General features: G+C 45.8%; 23 protein-coding genes, 1 tRNA gene, 1 pseudogene and 1 riboswitch. Of the genes and pseudogenes, 15 read left to right on the forward strand and 10 right to left on the reverse strand.

What is annotated here, in order from left to right; all coding sequences use genetic code 11:
• Positions 1–330 precede the first annotated feature (330 nt).
• The 5 genes and pseudogenes from guaB (at position 331) to serS (ending at position 6,177) form a co-directional block, all read left to right on the forward strand.
• Entirely contained in the window at positions 331–1,788 is a 1,458-nt protein-coding gene (gene guaB, locus AMS66_RS00750) for an IMP dehydrogenase (RefSeq protein ID WP_053779018.1), read from the forward strand.
• Between the two features lie 439 nt (positions 1,789–2,227).
• Positions 2,228–3,601 (forward strand): D-alanyl-D-alanine carboxypeptidase family protein, encoded by a 1,374-nt coding sequence (locus tag AMS66_RS00755; RefSeq protein ID WP_181014077.1) that lies wholly within the window; start codon positions 2,228–2,230, stop codon positions 3,599–3,601.
• A 277-nt stretch (positions 3,602–3,878) separates the two neighbouring features.
• Positions 3,879–3,968 (forward strand): annotated as a pseudogene (locus AMS66_RS34610) (pyridoxal 5'-phosphate synthase lyase subunit PdxS); the annotation flags it as partial.
• A gap of 66 nt (positions 3,969–4,034) precedes the next feature.
• A complete protein-coding gene (gene pdxT / locus AMS66_RS00760; RefSeq protein ID WP_053779020.1) occupies positions 4,035–4,625 on the forward strand; it encodes a pyridoxal 5'-phosphate synthase glutaminase subunit PdxT in 591 nt (196 codons plus the stop codon).
• A 268-nt stretch (positions 4,626–4,893) separates the two neighbouring features.
• Positions 4,894–6,177 (forward strand): serine--tRNA ligase, encoded by a 1,284-nt coding sequence (gene serS / locus AMS66_RS00765; protein ID WP_053779021.1) that lies wholly within the window; start codon positions 4,894–4,896, stop codon positions 6,175–6,177.
• 132 nt (positions 6,178–6,309) lie between these two features.
• On the opposite strand, the gene AMS66_RS00770 is transcribed toward serS, so the two are convergent.
• Complete coding sequence (locus AMS66_RS00770; RefSeq protein WP_053779022.1) at positions 6,310–6,645, reverse strand: hypothetical protein; 336 nt, start codon at positions 6,643–6,645, stop codon at positions 6,310–6,312.
• A gap of 27 nt (positions 6,646–6,672) precedes the next feature.
• A complete protein-coding gene (locus AMS66_RS00775; protein WP_053779023.1) occupies positions 6,673–8,703 on the reverse strand; it encodes a YheC/YheD family protein in 2,031 nt (676 codons plus the stop codon).
• Between the two features lie 226 nt (positions 8,704–8,929).
• On the opposite strand from AMS66_RS00775, the gene AMS66_RS00780 reads away from it, so the two are divergent.
• From AMS66_RS00780 to AMS66_RS00795, 5 genes are all read left to right on the forward strand, one after another.
• A tRNA-Ser gene (locus AMS66_RS00780) sits at positions 8,930–9,018 on the forward strand.
• 193 nt (positions 9,019–9,211) lie between these two features.
• Complete coding sequence (locus AMS66_RS00785) at positions 9,212–9,553, forward strand: hypothetical protein (protein ID WP_053779024.1); 342 nt, start codon at positions 9,212–9,214, stop codon at positions 9,551–9,553.
• 25 nt (positions 9,554–9,578) lie between these two features.
• The gene (locus tag AMS66_RS32925) at positions 9,579–9,755 is read left to right on the forward strand and encodes a hypothetical protein (protein ID WP_173405207.1); all 177 of its coding nucleotides are present in this window, start codon (positions 9,579–9,581) and stop codon (positions 9,753–9,755) included.
• Positions 9,756–9,778: 23 nt separating this feature from the next.
• Positions 9,779–9,931, forward strand: coding sequence for a small acid-soluble spore protein P (locus AMS66_RS00790; protein ID WP_053779025.1), 153 nt, complete (start codon positions 9,779–9,781; stop codon positions 9,929–9,931).
• Between the two features lie 270 nt (positions 9,932–10,201).
• The gene (locus AMS66_RS00795) at positions 10,202–11,296 is read left to right on the forward strand and encodes a hypothetical protein (protein WP_053779026.1); all 1,095 of its coding nucleotides are present in this window, start codon (positions 10,202–10,204) and stop codon (positions 11,294–11,296) included.
• An 84-nt stretch (positions 11,297–11,380) separates the two neighbouring features.
• On the opposite strand, the gene AMS66_RS00800 is transcribed toward AMS66_RS00795, so the two are convergent.
• A complete protein-coding gene (locus AMS66_RS00800) occupies positions 11,381–11,950 on the reverse strand; it encodes a GNAT family N-acetyltransferase (protein ID WP_053779027.1) in 570 nt (189 codons plus the stop codon).
• Between the two features lie 34 nt (positions 11,951–11,984).
• On the reverse strand, positions 11,985–12,485 hold the full coding sequence (gene tadA, locus AMS66_RS00805) for a tRNA adenosine(34) deaminase TadA (protein ID WP_053779028.1): 501 nt from the start codon (positions 12,483–12,485) through the stop codon (positions 11,985–11,987).
• Positions 12,486–12,819: 334 nt separating this feature from the next.
• Between tadA and AMS66_RS00810 the strand changes: the two genes are divergently transcribed.
• On the forward strand, positions 12,820–15,159 hold the full coding sequence (locus AMS66_RS00810; protein WP_053779029.1) for a PAS domain S-box protein: 2,340 nt from the start codon (positions 12,820–12,822) through the stop codon (positions 15,157–15,159).
• An 18-nt stretch (positions 15,160–15,177) separates the two neighbouring features.
• Positions 15,178–15,879, forward strand: coding sequence for a 23S rRNA pseudouridine(2604) synthase RluF (gene rluF, locus AMS66_RS00815; RefSeq protein WP_053779030.1), 702 nt, complete (start codon positions 15,178–15,180; stop codon positions 15,877–15,879).
• A 135-nt stretch (positions 15,880–16,014) separates the two neighbouring features.
• Here rluF and motB read toward each other — a convergent pair whose 3' ends face one another.
• Both motB and motA read right to left on the reverse strand, forming a co-directional pair.
• Positions 16,015–16,833 (reverse strand): flagellar motor protein MotB, encoded by an 819-nt coding sequence (motB, locus tag AMS66_RS00820; RefSeq protein WP_053779031.1) that lies wholly within the window; start codon positions 16,831–16,833, stop codon positions 16,015–16,017.
• On the reverse strand, positions 16,820–17,620 hold the full coding sequence (motA, locus tag AMS66_RS00825) for a flagellar motor stator protein MotA (RefSeq protein ID WP_053779032.1): 801 nt from the start codon (positions 17,618–17,620) through the stop codon (positions 16,820–16,822). The genes motB and motA overlap by 14 nt, the downstream gene beginning before the upstream one ends.
• A 234-nt stretch (positions 17,621–17,854) precedes the next feature.
• On the opposite strand from motA, the gene AMS66_RS00830 reads away from it, so the two are divergent.
• The 3 genes from AMS66_RS00830 (at position 17,855) to rbsK (ending at position 19,728) form a co-directional block, all read left to right on the forward strand.
• The gene (locus AMS66_RS00830; protein WP_024628802.1) at positions 17,855–18,148 is read left to right on the forward strand and encodes a hypothetical protein; all 294 of its coding nucleotides are present in this window, start codon (positions 17,855–17,857) and stop codon (positions 18,146–18,148) included.
• A gap of 251 nt (positions 18,149–18,399) precedes the next feature.
• Positions 18,400–18,696: a 4a-hydroxytetrahydrobiopterin dehydratase gene (locus AMS66_RS00835; RefSeq protein WP_053779033.1), complete on the forward strand. Its 297-nt coding sequence runs from the start codon at positions 18,400–18,402 to the stop codon at positions 18,694–18,696.
• Between the two features lie 45 nt (positions 18,697–18,741).
• Complete coding sequence (gene rbsK / locus AMS66_RS00840; protein ID WP_053779034.1) at positions 18,742–19,728, forward strand: ribokinase; 987 nt, start codon at positions 18,742–18,744, stop codon at positions 19,726–19,728.
• Positions 19,729–20,053: 325 nt separating this feature from the next.
• Here rbsK and AMS66_RS00845 read toward each other — a convergent pair whose 3' ends face one another.
• The 4 genes from AMS66_RS00845 to AMS66_RS00860 form a co-directional block, all read right to left on the reverse strand.
• On the reverse strand, positions 20,054–20,413 hold the full coding sequence (locus tag AMS66_RS00845; RefSeq protein ID WP_053779035.1) for a c-type cytochrome: 360 nt from the start codon (positions 20,411–20,413) through the stop codon (positions 20,054–20,056).
• Positions 20,414–20,562: 149 nt separating this feature from the next.
• On the reverse strand, positions 20,563–21,057 hold the full coding sequence (locus tag AMS66_RS00850) for a GNAT family N-acetyltransferase (RefSeq protein WP_053779036.1): 495 nt from the start codon (positions 21,055–21,057) through the stop codon (positions 20,563–20,565).
• A gap of 396 nt (positions 21,058–21,453) precedes the next feature.
• Complete coding sequence (locus AMS66_RS00855; RefSeq protein ID WP_053779037.1) at positions 21,454–21,924, reverse strand: C40 family peptidase; 471 nt, start codon at positions 21,922–21,924, stop codon at positions 21,454–21,456.
• Between the two features lie 3 nt (positions 21,925–21,927).
• Positions 21,928–22,065: riboswitch (cyclic di-AMP (ydaO/yuaA leader) on the reverse strand.
• A 252-nt stretch (positions 22,066–22,317) separates the two neighbouring features.
• Positions 22,318–23,160, reverse strand: coding sequence for a hypothetical protein (locus AMS66_RS00860; protein ID WP_053779038.1), 843 nt, complete (start codon positions 23,158–23,160; stop codon positions 22,318–22,320).
• Between the last annotated feature and the right edge of the window lie 8 nt (positions 23,161–23,168).

The raw sequence follows: 23,168 nt of genomic DNA on the forward strand, positions 1-23,168 counted from the left end.
TGGTGGTTTTTATTTGTTTATAAATAAGAAAATTAGAATTAACTATTAGCTTGGATAAAGGGAACTATATGACTTAACATAGAAAACGCCACCTCGATATGAGGGGCGTTTTCTATATATAGAATGAACCTGTCCGTATGAGAAATACAGTTGTATTCATCAGGCAATACACCTAATATAACCAGGGACTTTCCCTTGACAGTCTAAATAACGCTTTGCTAAGATGGCAATAATAAATTTTTCAGAAAACGTATTTTCGGCATAAAATACAGCCTGGGATCTTCGGGTTTTGGACCGTAAAGCTGAGCAAACATAAGGAGGAACGCCCGCGTGTGGGAAGATAAATTTGGTAAGGAAGGTTTTACCTTCGACGATGTATTGCTGGTGCCCCGGAAATCCGAGACACTGCCTAAAGAAGTGGACGTATCTGTTCGTTTGAGTGACAGCGTTAAACTGAATATTCCTTTGATTAGTGCTGGTATGGATACTGTTACTGAAGCGACATTGGCTATTGCCATTGCCCGTGAAGGCGGTATTGGTATCATCCATAAAAATATGTCTGTTGAGCAGCAAGCGGAGGAAGTGGATCGGGTTAAGCGGTCGGAGAGTGGTGTTATTACCAACCCGTTCTCATTGACAGCGGAACATCTGGTTTCTGATGCAGAGTCGGTTATGGCAAAATATCGCATTTCCGGTGTACCGATTGTTGAAGGAGATCAAAAGCTTGTTGGTATCCTGACGAATCGTGACTTGCGTTTCATCCACGACTTCTCCATTAAAATCAGCGAAGTCATGACTCGTGAGAATTTGGTTACTGCTCCTGTAGGTACTACACTGCAAGAAGCAGAAGGCATTCTCCAGAAGCATAAAATCGAGAAACTTCCATTAGTAGATGAGTCTAACACACTGAAAGGCCTCATTACTATTAAAGATATCGAAAAAGCGATTCAATTCCCTAGCGCAGCTAAAGATGCACAAGGACGTTTGCTGGTTGGCGCAGCGATCGGGATTTCCAAAGATACCTTTGAACGTGCTGATGCATTGGTTCAAGCCGGTGTTGACCTGATTACGGTAGACTCGGCACACGGACATCACATTAACATCATTGATGCGGTTCGTCAGCTACGCGAGCGTTTCCCGAACCTTACGATTGTTGCAGGTAACGTTGCTACAGGCGATGCAACCCGTGAACTGATCGAAGCAGGAGCTTCGGTTGTCAAAGTAGGAATTGGTCCAGGTTCCATCTGCACAACTCGTGTAATTGCTGGTATCGGTGTTCCTCAAGTTACAGCAGTATACGATTGTGCAAATGTAGCACGTGAATATGGCGTACCAATCATTGCTGACGGTGGCATCAAGTACTCTGGTGAGATTACCAAGGCTCTTGCTGCAGGTGCTCATGCAGTTATGCTGGGAAGCCTGTTTGCAGGTACGGCAGAAAGCCCGGGAGAAACGGAAATCTTCCAAGGACGTAGCTACAAAGTATACCGTGGTATGGGTTCAATGGCTGCGATGAAACAAGGAAGTAAAGATCGTTACTTCCAGGATGATGACAAGAAACTGGTTCCGGAAGGAATTGAGGGACGTGTTGCTTACAAAGGGCCATTATCTGACACCATCCATCAGTTGATTGGTGGTCTACGTTCAGGTATGGGATACTGTGGTACAAGTAGTTTGGAGCAGCTTCGTAACAACACTCAATTCATTCGTATTACAGGTGCGGGACTTCGTGAGAGCCATCCGCATGACGTACAGATTACGAAAGAAGCACCTAACTACTCGTTGTAATCTGAATTGTGTTAATTATTTCCAGGGCAGGCTTGGCGATTTTCGCCGGGCCTGTCTTTTTTTGCGGATACCCCTGTGATAGAATAGAACAAGCGGTGATGATCCTTTAATGGATTAGGGCGTTGCGGCGGTTTTTTGACGTGAGTCTATGAAACTACTTCTGACAATGAATTTTGAGTGATAGAAGAGGGTTGCCCAGCTAAAAAATAAGCGCGGACGTCCTTTTACATAAGCATTTCATTTAATGCTAACTAAGTGACAATCGATTCGAACTATAGGAGCAATGACATTGCTCTTTCGATACAGCGCATATACTACACATCTCACACATCATCTTCACCTGATAGGGACTAAGAAAATATCGCAGCTCAAGCTGCACTGAAGCACACAATAGAAAGCTTCGGACCGAAGGGAGTATTCATCATTGAAAGCCAAAAAAATGAATAAGAAAAAACGTCAAATGCTCAAAAAGAGCGTAGCCTCGGTTATGCTGATTAATATGCTCTGCATGTCTGCGGTAATGCCTGTTATGGCTGCTGCAAATGATTCAGGACAGGTGTTGACCGCTGCTGCTACAACAACGAAAACAGAAAAAGCCGTGGACATTCCTTCGGCAGACTCACTGGGACTCGATGTTAAGTCAGCCGTGCTGATGGAAGCCTCAACGGGTCAGATTCTACTCAATGTTAATGCCGATAAAGCAATGCCGCCTGCCAGTATGACGAAAATGATGACAGAGTATATTGTGGCTGAGCAGGTCAAACAAGGGAAATTTAGCTGGGATGATGTCGTTACAGTCAAAAAGAATGCAGCGCAAAGTGTTGGCTCTCGAATTTTCCTCGCTGAAGGTGATCAGCATACTATTAAGGAACTATACATCGCCATGGCTGTAGGATCAGCCAATGATGCTACAGTAGCTTTGGCTGAACACATCGCTGGTTCCGAGGAAGCTTTTGTGAAAATGATGAATGATGAAGCGAAGCGTATGGGAATGAAAGATAGCTATTTCATCAACTCCACAGGTCTGGATCGTGCGGATATGCCTGCGGATTTCCGTCCAACTGAAGATAAAGAAATCGTTATGTCGGCACGAGATGCAGCCATTTTGTGCAGATATATCATCAGGGACCACCCGGACTACAAAGATTTTACAACAATTCAATCCTATAAATTTCGTCCCAATGACAAAGATCCAATTATTAACTATAACTGGATGCTGGAAGCGAATAAAAATATAACCAATTTCAAAAGCTATGCCTACGAGGGTCTGGACGGGATGAAAACAGGCCATACCACGAACGCAGGGAATAACTTTACAGGAACGGCTGAACGTGATGGCATGCGTCTGATTAGTGTGGTTATGGGTACGGATTCAGAGCCGGCGCGTTTCAGAGAAACGAAGAAAGTATTGGATTACGGTTATAACAACTTTGAAGTTAAACAGGCGGTTGCTGCCAAAACTAAAGTCACAGGCTGGGAAGCTGTACCTTTGAAAAAAGGGACGGAAACGACAGTACCTGTAGTGACTGATAATGCTGTTAGTTTCGTTGTACCCAAAGGTACTCAAAACTTGGATGTCACTTTTAAAGCCAATGTAACTGAAGCTGATAAGCTGGTTGCTCCAATCAAGGCCGGAACCAAAGTTGGGACGGTTACTTATACGTATAAAGCGGACGGAATCGAACCTCAGGAGAAGACAGTGAATCTCATTACCGCAGAAGAAGCTGAAAAAGGCGGTTGGTTCCGTCTCTTCTTCCGTGCAGTGAAAGATTTCTTCGTTGATCTGTTTGATGGCATTAAAAACCTGTTCTAATAGACAAGGTTCGAAAGAAGACGCGGTAATATGACATTATTAGTATAGTGTCGTTAGGCCATTGACAAAATCCAAGTAATTCCGACCTGATGGATTGTATATTTACAATTTTTCCGGTAAAATATCAAGTTAGAATTCTACGTACGAATCAGTTAAAAAGTCTATTGTTCTTCTAACTGACACTGCATATTCCAAATCCTGTTCATGGACAAGAACGACACATCCATTACGATAGGGTTGGGGTATGGAAGCGGGAATAGCACGCATTAAAAGAGGTGCCAAAGCTCGGATCGGACATTACGTTGAAGCCAAGGTCTTGGGTGAAGCGTTGCGCCGGATCGGTGAAGGGGCTTCCATGATCCGTACCAATTTCAAACTTGCACCTTCCGAGCGCATGCAGAATCGCGGCTGGTAAGAGAAAGGTGGATTTTAAATGAAGATCGGCGTATTAGCACTTCAAGGGGCAGTCACCGAGCATATTCGTAGTATTGAACGGGCCGGAGCAGAAGGATTGGCGATCAAACAGGTTCAGCAACTCGAGGAGCTGAATGGGTTGATTCTTCCTGGCGGCGAGAGTACTACGATTGGTAAACTGATGCGCAAATATGGTTTCATGGAAGCCATTCGGGCATTCGCTGCTGAGGGGAAACCGGTATTCGGCACCTGTGCTGGTTTGATTGTTATGGCTAAACATATTGCAGGACAAGAGGAAGCTCATCTGGAGCTAATGGATATGACCGTCTCCAGAAATGCTTTTGGACGGCAGAGGGAAAGCTTTGAAACGGATCTCCCGGTAAAAGGCATTGAGGAGACGGTAAGGGCTGTGTTCATACGAGCACCCCTGATTGAGAGTGTGGGGGAAGAGGTAGAGGTTCTCTCCATTTACAAGGATGAGATTGTTACTGCTCGCCAGGGGCATCTGCTGGCTTGCTCCTATCATCCTGAACTGACAGATGATTATCGACTGCATGCTTACTTTGTAGACATGGCTAGGTCGTATAAACAGCCTGTACAGAACCAATAGTGATTAATATACAAACCTATGATCTGCCGGTGAATCGGATCAGTCCTCCAGAGGCTCACAAGGCTTGCTGGCTCGGTACTGTCTGGTCAGATGCCTGCTGTAGCCCGTATCTGCTTCCAAAGCGGGAATCACGGCGTAGGGTAGCGCCGGAGGGCATAGGTTGTTTTTTAACATTGAAGAATGATGAAATTATACGGGGCCGCAAAGCTTTGGAATGAGTTCGTAAGGAAGGTTTCTACTTTGTGGTGTTACTTAGGAGGGGTATCTAGTGCTTGATGTGAAAATATTGCGGAATGAGTACGCACGTGTTGAAGAAGCGTTGACGAAACGTGGCAAATCGCTGGATCTAATCGCCGGGTTCACGGACATGGATGCCAAGCGTCGCGAGTTGCTGCAAGAGAGTGAAAACCTGAAAAGTCGCCGGAATACGGTATCCGGAGAAGTTGCCAAGCTTAAAAAGAGTGGTGAAAATGCGGACGAGTTGATCCTTGAGATGCGTGAAGTCTCCGATCGGATCAAAGCAATGGATGAAGAAGTGCGTGAGTTGGAAGTGAAAATCAACGATCTGACTATGGCGATTCCGAACATCCCTAACGAGAGTGTACCTGTTGGTGCATCCGAAGATGATAATGTGGAGATTCGTCGTTGGGAAGAGCCGAAGGCATTTTCATTTACACCAAAAGCACACTGGGAAATTGCACAGGATCTCGATATTCTTGATTTCGAAGCGGCTGCTAAAGTAACAGGCTCCCGTTTCACCTTTTATAAAGGGCTGGGTGCCCGTTTGGAACGCGCTTTGATCAACTTTATGATGGATCTGCACAGCGATCAGCATGGATACGAAGAGATTTTGCCTCCATACATCGTAAACCGCGACAGCTTGTTTGGAACGGGCCAACTGCCGAAGTTCGAGGAAGACCTGTTCAAGCTGAAAGATACCGAGTACTATTTGATACCTACCGCTGAAGTTCCGGTAACGAACTATCATCGTGAAGAGATTCTAAATGCAGACCAACTGCCGAAGCACTTTGTAGCATACAGCTCTTGTTTCCGATCCGAAGCAGGTTCTGCTGGACGGGATACACGCGGCTTGATTCGTCAGCACCAGTTCAATAAAGTGGAGTTGTTGAAATTGTCTTCTCCTGAGACCTCTTATGAGGAATTGGAGAACATGACTCAAAATGCGGAACGTGTGCTTCAATTATTGGGGCTGCCTTACCGTGTTCTGACGTTGTGTACAGCAGATATGGGTTTCACGTCTGCCAAAACGTATGACATTGAGGTCTGGTTGCCGGAAAGCAATACGTATCGTGAAATCTCGTCTTGCTCCAACTGTGAAGACTTCCAAGCACGTCGGGCTAATATCCGTTTCCGTAGAGAGCCAAAAGCGAAACCGGAATTTGTTCATACGTTAAATGGTTCAGGACTGGCAGTGGGGCGTACAGTTGCTGCTATACTGGAGAACTACCAACAAGAAGATGGAACAGTGGTTATTCCTGAAGCACTGCGTCCTTACATGGGCGGAGTCAGCGTGATCGCACGTCGTTCCTAGGAAGTTCAATTAAATGAATGAAATAAAAACCGTCTCCTGACAAATGGAAATTTAGAACTTTCCATGTTCACAAGGAGACGGTTTTTTGTAGTTTATTGCTTATAACGACTTTATGTTAGCTATAATCATTACCTATGCGAACGCATAATATATTAGTTCACGTATTCTATGGAGCGCAGCGCACGAACCAGGATCATAAGTGCTTCGTCTGTGGTTACTGCCTGTTTCGGTTCGAAGGAGGTACCCAATATCATCAGGATCTGCCGACGCTTTCTCCATTCCGAAGAAATGCTGAAAATAGCTAATCGAATCTCCCTTGTATACGTCGTCAGCTTTATAGTCAATGGCGTTACCCGCCAATACATGTGTCATTAGGCCTGCAGCCAATACGGTCGTCTTAACGGCACGTTTTCTAGCGTTTCCGGCTTTAAGCATTTGCTGATGTACATTCTTTCTTTTCTTTTCCATCTTTTCCACTCCTTATTAAATGTCGAACTAACGCAAAGAAAGAGCAAACGGAATCATATGCTGTGCGACTTCAAACTCCCTATGCGTAGAACCGATTTTGTTCATATTCACTTCAAAAATCCAAATCTCACCCAACGAATCGATCCCTACATCAATGCCCACCTCACAGATCCGCTCCTTCACATGGCCAGCAATATGATTAGCCGTCATGATCGCCATCTGTTGCAGTCTCGTTAGCATGACTTCTTCCTTTTGAGGGAACTCATGCCGAGATAGCCAGTCCCATGTCGTAAATGCACGTAGTGACCCGGCGTGGTTGACAACCTTATGCTCGCTTTGAGTAGAGAGAAAAGGAAATGCAGAAATGAATGACCATTTCCCGCTTCCGTTCTGGACCAAATGCAGTCTTATATGAAAAGGAAGTCTGTTCCGGGTCTCGCTTCGAATAAACTTTTGAATAATAAACCCCTTTTTGGACGCAAGCATGAAGATCAGTTGCCCGAACTCCTCATCATTTATTTTGTGAACATGCTCGTGAGCTTTTACGGCGAAGCCATCCTGTTCACGTTGAACAACGATAATTCCATTACCGAATGAGCCTATAGAGGGCTTAATGATGGAAGTCCCATAAGTATCAATGAAAGCCAAAATCTCTTGAACTCTTTCTACGGCACTATACGGGATTAGATAGGAAGCGAGCTCTGCATTGTCTTCAAGTATTTCGTATATCTTTTTCTTGCTAAAGGAACCTCCGTTTCGTTCATCAGTGAAAGGCACATGTCTTAAAGCCTCGTATACATCACTGTAAATTGTATTTCCACGTGCTTTCAATCTGTCATAGACCACATCGGGGAAGGGGCAATACCGTGCTTCCCACTCCCCGTCTTCCAGGACGTATCCTTTGATATAGCGCAATTCCGCATGAACATCGTGTGGAGCAAAATAATAGAAAGCTGCATTATTCCACTTTGCTGAATACGCACAGGCAGCCGCGAGTTGCTTATCACTGGGGTCATTGGTTAGCATGGCAATAACGGGATGGGGTGCTACTTGTCCGGCTTTAGCTACATATTGCGCATATTCAATGGCTCTTTCTGCTCGTGCCTGTTCATGAAACTGTGTTTGGGGGCTAATATTAGCTTCTAAAAACAGTATTCGGCCTGCCGGAGTCACGATAAAATCCATGCCAAGCTCATCAATGAGAAAGGAATATGAACGGTTAATTGCCTCCGCCATACGAATAGCTAGCCGCTCCATTTCACCGCTGAGCTGATCCGCATGATCCGGGAATAAACGATAGAACATATCAGCTGCATCCTCAATGCGACCACCTTTACTTATATTGCTGATGATGGAATCCGTAATCCCAATGCGGGCATACATCCTGGTCAGGGCCCATCGTCCCGTTCCATCGCGCTGAATATGTATTCGGAAATCAACAACTTCTCCCTTTTCGGTCAGGCACGGAATGTAGGGCTGAATAATATAGGAGCTTTGAGCGAGCTTTTCCTGCAAAACTTCCTGTAAACCAGAATAATCAAGCAAGATGGCTTCGTTTTGCTGACGCGTTACGTAGCGATCGTTTATCTTTTTGACTGTGAAAATGGCATTGCCTCGGCGTCCTTGATCAGGTTTAACTAAAACTTCTCCGTGAACATCCAAATAAGCAAGGAATTGATTCAGATCCAGCAAGCATTCCGTCGGAATGAGGTGATCTTTAAAGAGAGGTTCCAGTTTCCTCTGAATGTCGTTTTTTCCGTGAATCAGAAATGTTGTAAAGGGGACCCTCCGGCGCAGCCAGTTCTCACATTCAGGCCTGCTCTTAACAGGATCAGGTGCTTCATTAAGCACCACGTCTGGGAGGGAGACATTCCTTAAAATCCATGAATTTCCCTCCAGGAAGGTACCATGAATTAATTCCTGTTCCATATCAATGCGGCTGGCATCAAAAAAGAAAACACTCGCTCCCTTTTTCATTCCCTCCGAAATCAATTGGCTGATTCGCTCCTCTGGCAACGTGTTCAAAGGGTCATTTTTGCGATACACACCTATAAACAATCCATCACCCCATCATGAAAAAGTCTACATTTAATTATATAGGGCAGGGCTGAACAGATTCTGAACATCAATTTTAATCGTCAGATAGCACTGTGTACTTTTATTTAGTATGGGGTATTCCCTTCTTGATAAAATGGATATATAAATTCTTATAAAAAGGTTGCTTTTTGGCATACAATTATGTTATGATCAATTTCGTTGGCAAGTTTATAAAAGTTAATGTCCTGGAGAGGTACCGAAGCGGTCATAACGGGGCGGTCTTGAAAACCGTTAGGGGGCAACTCCACGTGGGTTCGAATCCCACCCTCTCCGCCATACTACACTTATAATAAGGATTCGAGCGATAAGCTCGGGTCCTTTTTTGCATATATTTATACATCTAGCGCAGTCGTACAAACGCTGTATTTCCAGAGCATGTTTACGAAAGAAATTCAGTTTGTTTCAATATCTGTGTGATGCATAAAAACATCCGAATCGCCGCACTTTATATAAGAGTGGAGGTGGTAAGATGAACCGCGATTTAAACATAGATCAGACGGAGCTTGTAGGTGCTTGGCAGGAGAGGTTGCCCGAAGTTCTAAATGTCGGAGATCAGGCTCAGGTTATGGCTGACGAGGCTGATCAACAGGCTATTCGAATTCACATCGCAACAGCGGGACACCAGATGTACTCTTTTGATTTCAAGTGTGCCTATGTCGATTCTCGTGAAGTCAATGTGCAGCTGATTGATGTGGAACGTGATGGCAGGACTACGGATGAGCGGACAGAGCCCATTCAGGAATTGGCTCAGGACTACACGCGTCATATTCATGAATGCGCCCAGTCGTTGCAACCCAAAACCAGACAGTAGGCAGAAGTCAAAGGAGTGGTAATACGTGAGCAAAGCCAAAGCTGGAACAGATAAAAACTTGCAAAATGTAGTCGCCGATCTGGATCAGATACCTGTGAATAGTCACCATGCCCAACAGATTCAACAGGACTCGAATGACCGTCGGCACCAGGATTCCATGAATCATGACAAAACGGAAGATATGGATCCGTCCCATTCCTAATCCAACGAAAAGGGGGGAACAACATGAGCAAACCCAAAACAACACCTGTGCCTGAAGCCCAGGCTGCTGAGCAACACCGAAAGCCTGAAAAGCATTCTTCCATGCAGGAACCGTTGTCAGGCTCCAAAAAAGTGAAAAACCAGAACCATGTGGATCATCACAATCCTCAGGGCTAAGTAGGGTAAAGGAAAGATTATTCCGCTCTTCAGCACATATTAAAAATGCATAACAATTCCTATAACTCCGGTTAATAACCGGGGTTTTTGCGCGTTCATACATGATTTAATGGAGAGCACCATTGATATTTAAAGCTTACGTAGGTCTTTGTAGCCAATTTACAGAGTGAAGATCACAAATTTCCCAAATCGTGTTTCCGTTTCAGAATAAATGGTATATCATTGATATTGAATTATTTTTTTGGGGTTATCACGAGAGGAGAGAAACAAATGACTAAACGTATGGGGGCGCTTCTTCTTACGTTGCTGTTAACCGTATCTATGGCACTGACAGCATGTAGTAGCAAGCAAGAGCCAAAAGAGGCATTGAAGACGGCGGCAGTCAATGCTTCCAAACTGACTTCGTATGAGATGAGTTCTAATTTCACTATTAATGAATTGAGCTATAAAGCTGCAGACGAGTCACAACAGGATCCAACGATGTCTCAGTTTATGAGTATGCTGAAGGATGCCCAGTTGAATGTAACTGGCGTATACCAAAGCGAGCCAATGCAGACGGAAATGACGGTAGGCATTGAGCTTAAGGGCGATATGGGTATGACATTTAACATTCCAATGGTTATGACCGCTGAGAAGTTATATGTTAAGGTGCCAAGTATTCCGTTCTTCCCGATTCCGGAAACGGTTGTTGGTAAATTCCTGGAGCTGGATCTGAAAGAACTGGCTGAGCAAGAAGGAACGGAATGGAACCCGGATGCTATGGATGCAGCGAAAACACAAAAGCTGAGCAATGAAGTTATGGATGCGGTTCTGAGCGAGTACGATCAGGATAAATTCTTTAAAAACCTGGACGTGAAGGATGCACAGCTTCCTGAAGGTTTGGATGCCAAGCAAGTCGTTCAATTTTCGGTCAACAATGACAATGTGAAAGAAGCCGTTACTGTTCTGGTAACCAAAGCATTGCCAAAAGTACTGGATATCATCTCTAAAGAAGAGTACCGTGACATGTTGCAAATGAGTCAGGCAGATATCGACAAAGCTAAAGAGGATCTGAAAATCACTGAAGCAGATCAAGCTGAAATGGCTAAAGATCTGGATCAATTGAAAGATACACTGACCATTAACCAGTTCCACATTGATTTTGCTTTGGACAAAAAAGATTTCCCGGTATATCAAAAATTGGTTGCTGATCTGTTGATTAAACAACCTGATACCAAGGATGAAGTTAAACTTGCATTCACTGGTTCGAACACATACACCAAAATTAACGAGAAGCCGGCATTCAAAATCAATATTCCTACTGGCGAAGACGTTATTACAATGGATGAGTTTGAAGAACTAATGAACGCATCTTACGGATACTAAGTTCTCCGATTCATTCGTTAAAATAAAGAGCCGCTCGACCTTAGGGTCGGCGGCTCTTTGTATGTTGTTCTACGGTCTGTTCAATTACTGTAATGATTCACCCAAGTCTTCAGCGAGTACAGCGTAGATCTGATGATCCTGATACGCTCCGTTAATCTTGAGATATTTACGAGCAATGCCCTCAGCCTGAAAGCCGTTTTTCTCCAGGACACGTTTGGAACCGGTATTGGATAACAGAATAGCCGCCTGAACACGATTTAACTTCAGGGCACGGAAGGCGTAGGATACAGCGAGCTTCACAGCTGCTGTCATTCGTCCGCCGCCTTGATAGTCAGGATGGATAAAGTATCCCATATCTGTATAATTGGCAACGCCCTGAACGACATTGTTCAAGCTAACCTGGCCAATAAGAATACCATCATCGATTGTGAAAATTCCGAATTGATACCCTGTTCCTTCCTCGGCCGCCTGCATTCTCTCCTGAATGCGTCTGGTTTGCGCATGCAGCGTATAGAATTCATCATCCCGAACAGGCTCTACAGCTTGGTATGGAAGACGTGTGTTTTGAATAAGAGCAAGATACGCTTCCGTATCTTGTGAAGTAAGTAACCGGAGGCTTATTCCCTTCGGTGTGTCGTATAGTGTAAGCGGCATGGAATGCACTTCCTTTCCTGATGGGTGTATGATTCTATTTTTTGCGTAAACGCCGGAAAAACTGAGTCAGCATGGTGGAGCACTCCAGTTGCAGAATGTCAGCAACCACTTCGGTTCGGTGATTAAAACGAGGTTCCTGCAGCAGATTCATCAGGGTTCCCGCACAGCCGGCCTTAGGGTCAGCGGTACCATATATGACTCGAGGTACTCTGGATTGCACAATGGCACCTGCACACATGGGGCAGGGCTCCAGTGTGACGTACAAACTGCAATCAAGCAGTCGCCAAGCACCGATGGCTTCACTGGCCTGCCGGATGGCGACCATCTCCGCATGTGCTGTGGAATCAAGTGTTGTTTCACGCAGGTTATAACCACGTCCAATAATGCGGTTATGTTGAACAATTACAGCCCCAATGGGTACTTCCCCAAGTGCTTCCGCTTTGTATGCTTCAGCAATGGCTTCACGCATCCAGTGCTCATGTTGAGCCCCCTCCGAGAGATGCGAAAGATCAGGCTGGAGAATGTCATCCTTCATTAAAATATAAAACTCCTTCCAATGGGCATTTGTGCGGCGAACAGACATTCGTTTGTTAACATGTTGTGCATAAGTCTGTGGGTAACTAGCGAGTTGCTCACATAGTTATGAACATATTATCCACACGCCTGTGGATTTGTGTATAACTTTTGGTGGTTATTCCCATTGTAGGCATGGAAAAGACAAAATACAATGGAATTCGCGTTTTTCAGCCAAGCGGTAACTTTTGGACGAGGGTCAATTATCCTTTTCAAATAGACATACAACAGTTATGATGGATATAGGTTTTGCCATATATCGCCAGAGGGTACAAGCCGAGAGGTGAACGAAAAAGTTGTCTATTAAAACGAAATTATCCATGATTATGTCGTGCTCGGTGCTCGTCATATTAGTTTTGAATATAGCACTGAGTTATTATACTACAGAAGAGAATTTAAGGCAGGACAGCGAAACCAAGATGGTGCTTACGGCCAAACAGATTGCAATTGCTGTCGAACAGAGTCAGTCCAGTTCAGAATATGTAAAACGACAGATTGGGAACAATCTGTGGTTGGCCTCTGTAATGGCGGCGGAAGAATTGGACCCGGATATTAATAATATCACAAATGAAGATCTGGTTCGCATGAGCGAAAAAGTCGGTGTCTCCCACATTTCGTTGATGGAGCAGACGGCTGATGATATTGTTGTAACCCGATCTTCCGATCCAAAGGAGATTGGATTGTCTACTAGATCCATGACGTATTGGTATCAGGCATTTAAACAGCTTTTCGAAAATCATCAGGTTACGATTTCACAGGGACAGAAATTGGACCATTTTTGGTCGGATGGATTCGAATATTCTACATCAAATCCGTCGGATGTTGATATCTGGGGTTACTATCACGATGGGAAGAGGAATTACATAATCAATCCCTTCTATAATAATGCCGCTGTTGACAGCTATGTGAAGATCTCTGGTCCAGATGAGATTTTGAATAAGATCCGTGAAGTTAATTCGTCGATTCTGGAGATTACAGGCATCAATCCATTGACCTTCGGTAGCTCGAGCATGAGTAATGACGGAAGGGATACGAACCACAACAAGCTGAACAACAGGCCTATTCGTTTCGGTACATATCAATATGGTGCCGCAGAAGAGGATCACAAGGCGGTCGTACGGGCAATTCGTACTGGGCAGAATGTATCTTTTGTCAGCGAAACTCATGAACAAAAGGTGCTCAAAAGTTTCATTCCTATATTCACTCCAAATGAATCATCTTATGTAATCAGTATTGTCATGGATTATAAGCAAATATCCTCCATGGTATCTGAACAGTTGGTTAGCCATGCCTCGATTTCACTTGTTTTACTGGAGATTGTGATCTTTGGTAGCTATTTGCTTGCGGGATATATTACGCGTCCTATTCAATCTATTTTGGGTAAAGTGAATGATGTGGCTGACGGTCATTTTGATTTTCGTCTTAAAGTGAGAAGGAAAGATGAACTGGGCCAATTAGCCAATCGTATTAATGCAATGATTCGTAATTTGGGGCATTATACGAATCGCCTGAAACAGATGTATGAAGAAAATCGGGCGGTAAAAGAACATTTGGAATCGATTATTAATCAAACGGCAGACGCGATACACATTACGGATCTGGATGGAAATGTACTGCGTGTAAATCGTGCCTTTGAGCAGTTGTATGGATGGCGCAGTCGTGAAGTTGAAGGCCGTCAATTGAAGATTATCCCTCCTGGAACTGAAGAGGAGATGCGAGAGCAGCATGCCCAGCTGATTGAGGGCTTGTCAATTACCTCTAATGAAACGACATGGATGAAGAAGGACGGCAGCCGTGTCGAAGTTAGCGTGAGTACAGCACCAGTCCGGGATGAAGCAGGCGAGATTACGGCACTGATTAGCGTATCCAGAGACATTACCAGCCGTAACCGCATGGAGGAGCTGCTCAGACGTTCCGAGAAACTGACGACGGTAGGCCAGCTGGCAGCCGGGGTTGCACACGAGATACGTAATCCGCTTACAACCCTGCGTGGATTCCTCCAGCTCCAACAAGAGACGAATAAGCTTAATCATCGTCACTTGGATTTGATGCTGTCTGAGTTGGATCGAATTAATCTCATTGTGGGTGAGTTTCTAATACTGGCCAAACCACAGGCGGTTCATTTTCAGGAACGGGATATTCGCTTCATTCTGGGAGATGTTATATCATTGCTGGACAGCCAGGCGCATCTGCATGGTGTGGAATTTGTACTGAATGCTTCATCCGACTCAGCTATGGTACACTGTGAAGAGAACCAGTTGAAGCAGGTCTTTATTAACTTGCTGAAGAACGGCATGGAGGCCATGCCAGACGGAGGTAATATTCGAATTAAACTCAATCATGACGAAGAGAATAATCGGGTTCGGATTGAAATTAAGGATGAAGGCACTGGAATTCCAGAAGAATTGATGCCTAAGCTGGGGGAACCATTCTTTACAAGCAAGGAATCGGGAACAGGGCTTGGCCTGATGGTCAGCCAGCGCATTATTCAATCACATAAGGGCATGATGGATATCAAAAGCGTCATGAACAAGGGGACGACTGTCATTATCGATCTGCCTGCCTCTCAACAGCAACCGGAGAGTGTAGAGGAAGAGAATAATACGGACAATGAACCTACAAACGAAGAGAATTAGATGAGGTGAGATTACCTTTTGCGTATTAATAAATTTATCAGTGAAACAGGCTTTTGTTCCCGTCGGGAAGCCGACCGATTGGTCGAAAGCGGAAAAGTAACGATTAATGGAGTGACAGCAGAACTGGGCAGTCAAGCAGAAGATGGCGATGATGTTCGAATTAATGGCCAACCCATTAAGGAAAAACGGAAACACGTATATATTGCGCTCAATAAACCTGTCGGAATAACGAGTACAACCGAGCACCACATTCAAGGTAATATCGTTGATTTTGTAGGTCACAAAGAGCGCATCTTCCCGATTGGCCGTCTGGATAAGGATTCGGAAGGTCTAATCCTGATGACCAATGACGGAGATATCGTCAATCGGATTCTAAGGGCAGAAGGACGCCATGAGAAAGAATATATTGTCACTGTGGATCGTGCGGTAACGCCAAGTTTCTTGAGAGGTATGAGCACAGGCGTCAAAATCCTTGGTGAAATGACGTTGCCTTGTACGGTGACTCGCATATCAGAACGGGTGTTCCGCATTATTCTGACGGAGGGGAAAAACCGTCAAATTCGCCGGATGTGCAGTGCATTTGGCTATGAGGTTCGGAAGTTGAAGCGGATTCGAATTATGAATATTCATCTCGGTGAACAGGCCACAGGGACTTGGAGAGAACTAACGCCCGCAGAAAAATCGGAATTAAGCAGTCTCCTGGACTATACGATGGAATAAATGATGATTGTCAAAGAGCGGCTTCCCTTGTGGGAAGCCGCTCTTGTTAATATCAGTGGATAGAAAAAAGTCACTCTCCTTTAATGAAGGAGAGTGACTTACGCATGAGCTTGTTACAACGCAACGAACGATCCGTTAGTTACCTTGTTCGACTGCTTTCACGGACGTGTTGTTACTCTGGTATTTCCGGATAATTGAAACTTCTACCCGGCGATTCTGAGCTCTTCCAGCATCAGTTTGGTTGCTAGCGACTGGGTGATACTCTCCATAGCCGCTAGGTGTGAACTTCGCAGGGTCCAGCGTCTCATTCAATAACAGAATTTTGAGGAAATTCAGTGCTCGATCAGCACTCAAATCCCAGTTATCCTTATATTGGCTGTTCGAAATGGGAACATTATCAGTATGGCCGGACACAACGACTTCATATTCCGGGAATTCCTGCAGCATGCTAGAGATGGCTTTGGCCAGCGAGCGTGACTCGGGCTTAACATCAGCCCGGCCTGAGGAGAACAGGGCGTTATCACTGATCGTTATCTTGAGCTCAGACTGATTCAGCTTGGTATTCAGCTGATCGGAAAGCCCATTTTTCTGAATATATTGATCAAGCCGTTTCTTGAGTTTCTCCAGATCTTCCTGTTCTTTCTGAGCCATCTGCGCATCTGTAATCTGAGCTGGTGTTTTCTTGGTGATCTCTTCAGGCTGCTGTTTATTTTTACCCAAATCTGTAGTGGATTCTGTAGGGTTCATGGAGGTATGATCCAGTACACCCGAACCCCCGTTCAATGCGCTGCTCAGAGCTGAAGCCATCTGTTCAAACTTCGTTGCATCTATAGAGCTCATAGAGAATAAGGTGATAAACAGAGCGAGCAACAACGTCATCAAGTCGGAATAGGGAAGCAACCAGCTCTCGTCTATATGTTCTTCATGCGGTTCGTGTTTTTTAGTCTTTTTCACCTGATGAGCCCTCCTTCTCTTCCAATTGCTTACGTTCGGAAGGTGTCAGGAATACAGATAATTTTTGATTAATGGCAATGGTGGATACACCAGATTGTATCGATAACAATCCTTCGACCATCATCAGTTTGATTTCCATCTCTTTCTTGGACATCCGCTTCAGCTTGTTGGACATCGGATGCCACAATACGTAACCACTAAAGATACCGAGGAGTGTCGCGATAAACGCCGCTGCAATCGCATGGGAGAGCTTTTCCATATCACTGAGATCGGCAAGCGCTGCGATGAGACCTACAACGGCCCCGAGTACCCCGAGCGTCGGTGCATACATCCCCGCTTGAGCGAAGATTAAGGCACCGCCACGATGGCGCTCTTCTGTTGCATGAATATCTTCCATGAGTACATCACTTACAAATTCCTGATCATTGCCGTCAATAATCATACGCATACCGCCGCGCAGGAACTGATCATCAATATCTTCGACTTTCGATTCAAGTGCAAGCAAACCTTCACGGCGGGTAGTGGAAGCCCATTCCATAAATTTGCCGATAAGAGAAACACGGTCAATCAGTTGTTGCTTTTTGAACAGTACCTCAAAAAGCTTGGGGATTTTTTTAACTTCAGACATAGGAAATGCCATGAAAATAGTTGCTGCTGTACCAACAAAAATAATAACGTAGGCTGCCGGGTTGTTAACCAGGTTGATAAGGGGCGCACCCTTCAGGAACATACCCACTACAAGTGAAACCAGCCCTAAAACTAGTCCGATAATCGTTGAAATTTCCATAATACACCTCATCCATGAGATAAAATTGAATCCTTTCAAGCGGCTTTATTCGGGCTTCCGGACGAACGTTACACCGCAATCCGTTTAATGTTTGGCATCCCTTTGGGCTGCAGAAACAGTTAAAACGGTCATGTATAGTATTTATCGACCAGAAGGCCTTTTTTTTTAAGGGTTATTTTCAGGTATAATAAGATCAAATCTGCTCCTTAGGGGCTAAACAGGAGTGAAAAGCCAATGGGCGTAAAGCATGGACGGGATTATGAAGGAATATTGACAGATTTGACACAGGCTATAGGCCGAATACCGGACCGCTATGTTTTCTTTGAAATGGATGAGGAAGAATGGTCACGCCTTGGTGTAACAGAGCAACTCGAAGTGGATGAGGCGTTGGCGGAGGATCTGTTCTATGCGCTGGGTGAGGAGTCTGTCATTCCGGTAGGAAGTGGAGTGGTCATTCATGACAAGGATCAGCACCGAATTCATATCTTAATTGGGGAAGAGGAGCTGACTTTTGTACCGCTCATTTAGTAGGCTTCCATAAGATATTTAGCATGGAAACCGGAGTTGGAGAATCTCCCTAAAGCCTTATGGTTAGTGGATCTAGCGCCATTTGTACTATTGGAATTTGAGGCTTGTCCGTGGTAAGATGATAGTCATGAAACGGGCGAACCGCAGGGCGGTGGACCTATTCGTTTGGGTTGCTATGGGTAGCGCCAAAGGTTTCGATGGCAGCATGGACATGTCTGTGATGAGCCATCATATGGGGAGGAAGATAACGTATGGTTTTTTCGCAAGAGGAAGTTGAATCTCATCTGGGAAGGCTGGAAGGCTGGGAACTGGAAGAGGGACGATGGATTGTCCGCAAGTTCGTATTTTCCAACTACATGAAAGGGATTGCATTTGTGGACGAGGTCGCAGCGATTTCGGAAGCGTTCAATCATCACCCTTTTATTACGATTGACTATACAACGGTCACGCTACGTCTCACATCTTGGGATGAAGGTGGCATCACATCTGTAGATATTAAAGAAGCAGAGCAATATAACGAGGCTTTTGAGAAAATGAGGTCGGAATAACCTGGATCGGTTATTATCGCACTACCGGAAGTGAGTGAAGCATACATGTCAGATGATAATCAGAACAAACCGCTTATTACTGTCGTAGGCAGCCTTAATATGGATCTGGTGGTGAAGACGGACATCATTCCCGTGGAAGGGGAGACGGTGAGCGGGGAGGAACTGCACTATCTGGCCGGGGGCAAAGGTGCTAATCAGGCGGTGGCAGCTGCACGACTGGGCGGACAGACAACGATGGTTGGTGCGGTAGGTTCGGATGGTTTTGGTGAACGCTTGCTGCACAGTCTAACGGAAAGCGGGGCGGATGCCTCACAAGTTCGCATTCTGAAAGATACTGTTACAGGTACGGCCTCCATCTGGCTCTCTAAGGGAGATAACCGGATTATTGTCATTCCTGGAGCGAATGGACAAGTTGTCCCTGCGATGATGGAAGAGGCTGATACGGTAAAAAGCCTGACTGCAGCCGCAGCGGTGCTGCTGCAGCTGGAAATCCCGCTGCCTGCGGTTACCCGCGCCGCCCAACTGGCGGCTGAAGGCAGCGCATTGGTGGTGCTTAACCCGGCTCCCGCGGTGCCGGGTCTGCCCCAGGAGCTGCTGCGGTGCGTCGACGTTGTCACGCCGAACCGCAGCGAGCTCGCCGTGCTTACCGGCCGGGATGACCTCCGGCCGGAAGACGTGGATGCGGCGGTCGCAGAGCTCGCCGCATCCCTCGGGGCCGCTGTCGTCACGACGCTTGGCCCCGAGGGGGCTGTATACGCGGCAGCGCCTGGCGGCCGCGTACAGGCAGGGCGTGCGGGCGCGTGCCGTGCGCCCGGCTACGCCGTAAGCGCCGTCGACACGACCGGCGCTGGCGATTGCTTCAACGGCGCGCTGGCGGTAGCCCTCGCGCGCGGAGAGACGCTGGACGCGGCGGTAAGCTTCGCCATGGGCGCAGCCGCGTTGTCCGTGACGAAGCTCGGCGCCCAGACCGGGATGCCGTCCGCACGTGAAGTGGAAGCTTTCCTTGCCGAGCAGAAGGCAAAGGCCCAGTAATTCATGCATGCTTTAGGATGAATCATAGGCGGCAGAATACGCCCATGCAACATGAGTCGCAATAGCGACGCATGTTTTCACCGGAGCTTACATGCAGAGTACGTGAATATGACCAAGAGGCTCTCACTTTCCCGGCAAGGGAGAGTAAGAGCCTCTTCTTTGTATGACCATCGAAAATCCAGTAACACCCTGTAATACGGTTGACTACGTTGTGCGTCCAGCTTCAACGCGGTTTAGAGCAGGTGTAAAGAGCAGGAGGCGATTGAAGCCACCACGCTCACTATACATGCAATCCGCCACAAACTGATCGCCTTAAACTATTGGATTACTTCTTCTCTGCCAGCCACATCGCAACATTTGCGATTTCTTCATCCTTCAACTTGTCTTTGAACGAAGGCATACCGCCACTTTTACCTTTGACGATGGTCGTATAAATCTTCTCCACATCGTCCTGGCTGCCAATCTTCTGCAGACTAGGGCCCATGCCCCCTTGAAGCTGATCACCGTGGCAGGTAATACAGTTTGCTTTGACGAGTGCCTCAGCCTGTCCTGCATCCATTGTAACTGGCGGCATCGTCGGTTTCGCTTCCTCTGCAACTTCCTCTTTCCCTGGAAGCGTAAACATTAGTACAATAGCTAAAGCGCACGCTGCAAAAAATACCCCGCTCATGATCCATTTGTGCATCCCTTATGTCCCCTCCAGAATGAAAGATCATCTAACCTGAAACTATCCATATCATTATAACGGAACCTGTAGTTACATCATAGCATTTTGTGGTAATTTTTTGAACTAATCACATAACCGGGGACTTTTTCGGTGGTTTCACGGCCCATTTATTCGCGAGGACCTTCATAGACCATGCAGTAAAAAGGATTCAAACCACTCGGTGTCTGTCGTTCGTATGTATCCTGCGTAACAAATCCGGCCTTGAGATACACACGAATGGCCCGGTCATTCCAGGTCAGGACTTCCAGATCAATTTCGTTTGCAGGATTCCGGCGAATGGCTTCCTGCACAATGGCCGAGACAAAAGCAGTTCCCTGACCATGTCCACAGCGTTCGGGGTGCATGCCAAGCCCAATGCGGGTGACGCCTTCAAGTGGGAAGTATTGAGCGAAACCGCAAATTTGATGATCCTCTCCCAGCACCGCTGCATATTGTTCCTTACGTAGCCGGGGATCTCCGAATTCGACTTCTAGTGCTTTCATCTGCTCCCAGGGCAGCCAGCTATAAATATTATAAGGCGGGTCATACTGCCAATCGCAGATTAGCTCCGCATGTTCTTCTTGCATGGGCACAACGTGAAACGTCACAGGGGCTTCATCCATACAACTGCACGCTCCTCTCATTGTGAACAAGCTATAATGATTTCAATTTGTCCATATACATATGTCATTCCATATCTAAGCTTGTTCTTCACTCTACAAAAGAGGCGTTCATTTGGCAAGTCCTCGTTTTCGAAAAAATAATTGAAACAAAAGTTCTGGTAATTTCGTTTATATTATAGTGGGATGGGTAAAAACATTATAAGAGCACGGACGAAGCAACCCAAACTAGCCCTAGAAAAAGTAAAGTTAGGTTTGATAGCTTATCCCGAATACTTTTGAAGGAAACGAAGTACAAAAAAACCGCCGGATACATTCCTGCGGAGAATGTACCAGACGGTTCTATTATGCTTCGTTACAGTAGTGTTATTGTTACAGCATGACGTTGCTCAGCTTGTCCTAGTCGATGGCCAAAGTCTCATATGCGTCCGTGCTCATAATCCGTTTAGCGCCAACATAGCGGTTAGCCCAGTAGCTTTCACTTAATGCGCTGATTGTAACTCCTTTGGAAGAAGAGGAGTGGGCGAAATTTCCATCCCCTACAAAGATCCCTACATGCGAGATCCCTTTGCCCGTTGTATTGAAGAATACCAGATCACCTGGTCTCATTTCCATACGGGATACTGAATCGCCCATGTCGAATTGTGAACTCGATTGGCGTGCCAGATCAATGCCCAGCTTGTCGAATACATAACTTGTGAACCCAGAGCAGTCAAAGCCGTTAAGCGTTGTTCCTCCGCTTTTGTATGTAGTTCCCATTGCCGAATCAATGACTTGGTCCATTTTTGAATCTGCGAACGCGCTGCCTGCTCCAAGCGATAATGCGAATGTGAGGCTGAGTACAGCTGCGGTTAATTTCTTCTTAAACAAGAGATATACCCCTTCCAATGCCTGCGAGGTTAGCTTAAGGATTCGGTTGAAGGTCCCCTATGATCCCTCTGTTGCAAGATCAATTCACCCATAACTGGTTCCCCCGCTTCCCAGGTGCTAGGAATTTGGCTATGCTAGTTGTGCACCTGCGAAATCAAGAAATGACGATTAAATTTTAAGTAGTTACAAATATGAAGGTAAAGATTACAAAGTTGTTACTAAAAACTCACTGCGATTATTGTAACAGAGGTATATCACTTTGGCAACGTTTAGCAACAAAATTAGCAAAAAAAACCTCGACCTTTGACGGGGAAAGGTCGAGGTTTGCTTGTTTAACGGCATTTGATGAACATAACTTTACATAGAGATGGTAACCATTTTTAACCGTTCAATTTATTCCTTGACCGAGTTAGACTGCCATAACCGGAAATGAGCACATATTTTCCACAGGCTCAGCAAGCACCGGGCAAGTGGGTACGTCTGTTGTAGTATAAGGCCAGTTAAGCCCGTTACTAACCATGAAGCAGAAGTAAAGGCACCAAAGACCAGCAGATGAAGTCCGCCCAGTAGGACCGAAATACCGATTAGGGTGATGATTTGGCGCAGAGCAATCCATAGAGCTTGAAACGTACCACGCGCTCCACCTTCCCCATCAGGAGCCGAGACACCAAACTGCATGTAGAGAAGGGTATGATGTATTACCCACCCATATACAATCCAACCAGCAACATAGGGAATAGCAGGCAAGAGCAGTTGGAGGGAATGAAAACCATCCATAAAGATGGAATAGAGCTTTGGTGCGAGCCAATAGGCCGGCAGCAACAGCAATATGGTTCGAATAGTGTGAAGCAACAGCATCGGTTTCCACAAATTTCTGATGCCGCGAATGAATGGAATGCGCTCTTCCGAATGATTAAAATGCTGGAGCGAGTAGAGCAGCCCTGCCTGAATAAGGGGGCTAATTAGCATTCGCAACAGCAGCATAGCCCCTAGAATCCACAGATAGCGATGGACCTCCGGGTTCGTTGACAGGCCGAGCTGGCTCTCCATTTTGAATAAAATCGTGCTTAGTTCCCCTGCATCAGGTTCAGGATAACGCAGGAGAAGCGGGACAACAGCTGACTGAACCATTCGATAAAGAAAGTATCCCCATATTAATTGATAGAGAAATAAGAGTGCCGCAATGAACATATGCTGACGGACGAGAAACCAGCCTTCACGTATTTTCGCTTTCACTGTATCCA

The organism is Paenibacillus xylanivorans (genome assembly GCF_001280595.1).
Classification (GTDB): domain Bacteria; phylum Bacillota; class Bacilli; order Paenibacillales; family Paenibacillaceae; genus Paenibacillus; species Paenibacillus xylanivorans.

What these genes read in the sequence shown, in the direction of transcription:
- tadA (WP_053779028.1), bottom strand. Translation starts at nt 12,485, where the DNA reads ATGAAGGATGACATTCTCCAGCCTGATCTTTCGCATCTCTCGGAGGGG.
- AMS66_RS00790 (WP_053779025.1), top strand. Translation starts at nt 9,779, where the DNA reads ATGAGCAAACCCAAAACAACACCTGTGCCTGAAGCCCAGGCTGCTGAG.
- AMS66_RS00845 (WP_053779035.1), bottom strand. Translation starts at nt 20,413, where the DNA reads ATGCACAAATGGATCATGAGCGGGGTATTTTTTGCAGCGTGCGCTTTA.
- pdxT (WP_053779020.1), top strand. Translation starts at nt 4,035, where the DNA reads ATGAAGATCGGCGTATTAGCACTTCAAGGGGCAGTCACCGAGCATATT.
- AMS66_RS00830 (WP_024628802.1), top strand. Translation starts at nt 17,855, where the DNA reads ATGGGCGTAAAGCATGGACGGGATTATGAAGGAATATTGACAGATTTG.
- AMS66_RS00850 (WP_053779036.1), bottom strand. Translation starts at nt 21,057, where the DNA reads ATGGATGAAGCCCCTGTGACGTTTCACGTTGTGCCCATGCAAGAAGAA.
- AMS66_RS00800 (WP_053779027.1), bottom strand. Translation starts at nt 11,950, where the DNA reads ATGCCGCTTACACTATACGACACACCGAAGGGAATAAGCCTCCGGTTA.
- AMS66_RS00795 (WP_053779026.1), top strand. Translation starts at nt 10,202, where the DNA reads ATGACTAAACGTATGGGGGCGCTTCTTCTTACGTTGCTGTTAACCGTA.
- motA (WP_053779032.1), bottom strand. Translation starts at nt 17,620, where the DNA reads ATGGAAATTTCAACGATTATCGGACTAGTTTTAGGGCTGGTTTCACTT.
- AMS66_RS00755 (WP_181014077.1), top strand. Translation starts at nt 2,228, where the DNA reads ATGAATAAGAAAAAACGTCAAATGCTCAAAAAGAGCGTAGCCTCGGTT.
- AMS66_RS00785 (WP_053779024.1), top strand. Translation starts at nt 9,212, where the DNA reads ATGAACCGCGATTTAAACATAGATCAGACGGAGCTTGTAGGTGCTTGG.
- AMS66_RS00770 (WP_053779022.1), bottom strand. Translation starts at nt 6,645, where the DNA reads ATGGAAAAGAAAAGAAAGAATGTACATCAGCAAATGCTTAAAGCCGGA.
- AMS66_RS00835 (WP_053779033.1), top strand. Translation starts at nt 18,400, where the DNA reads ATGGTTTTTTCGCAAGAGGAAGTTGAATCTCATCTGGGAAGGCTGGAA.
- rbsK (WP_053779034.1), top strand. Translation starts at nt 18,742, where the DNA reads ATGTCAGATGATAATCAGAACAAACCGCTTATTACTGTCGTAGGCAGC.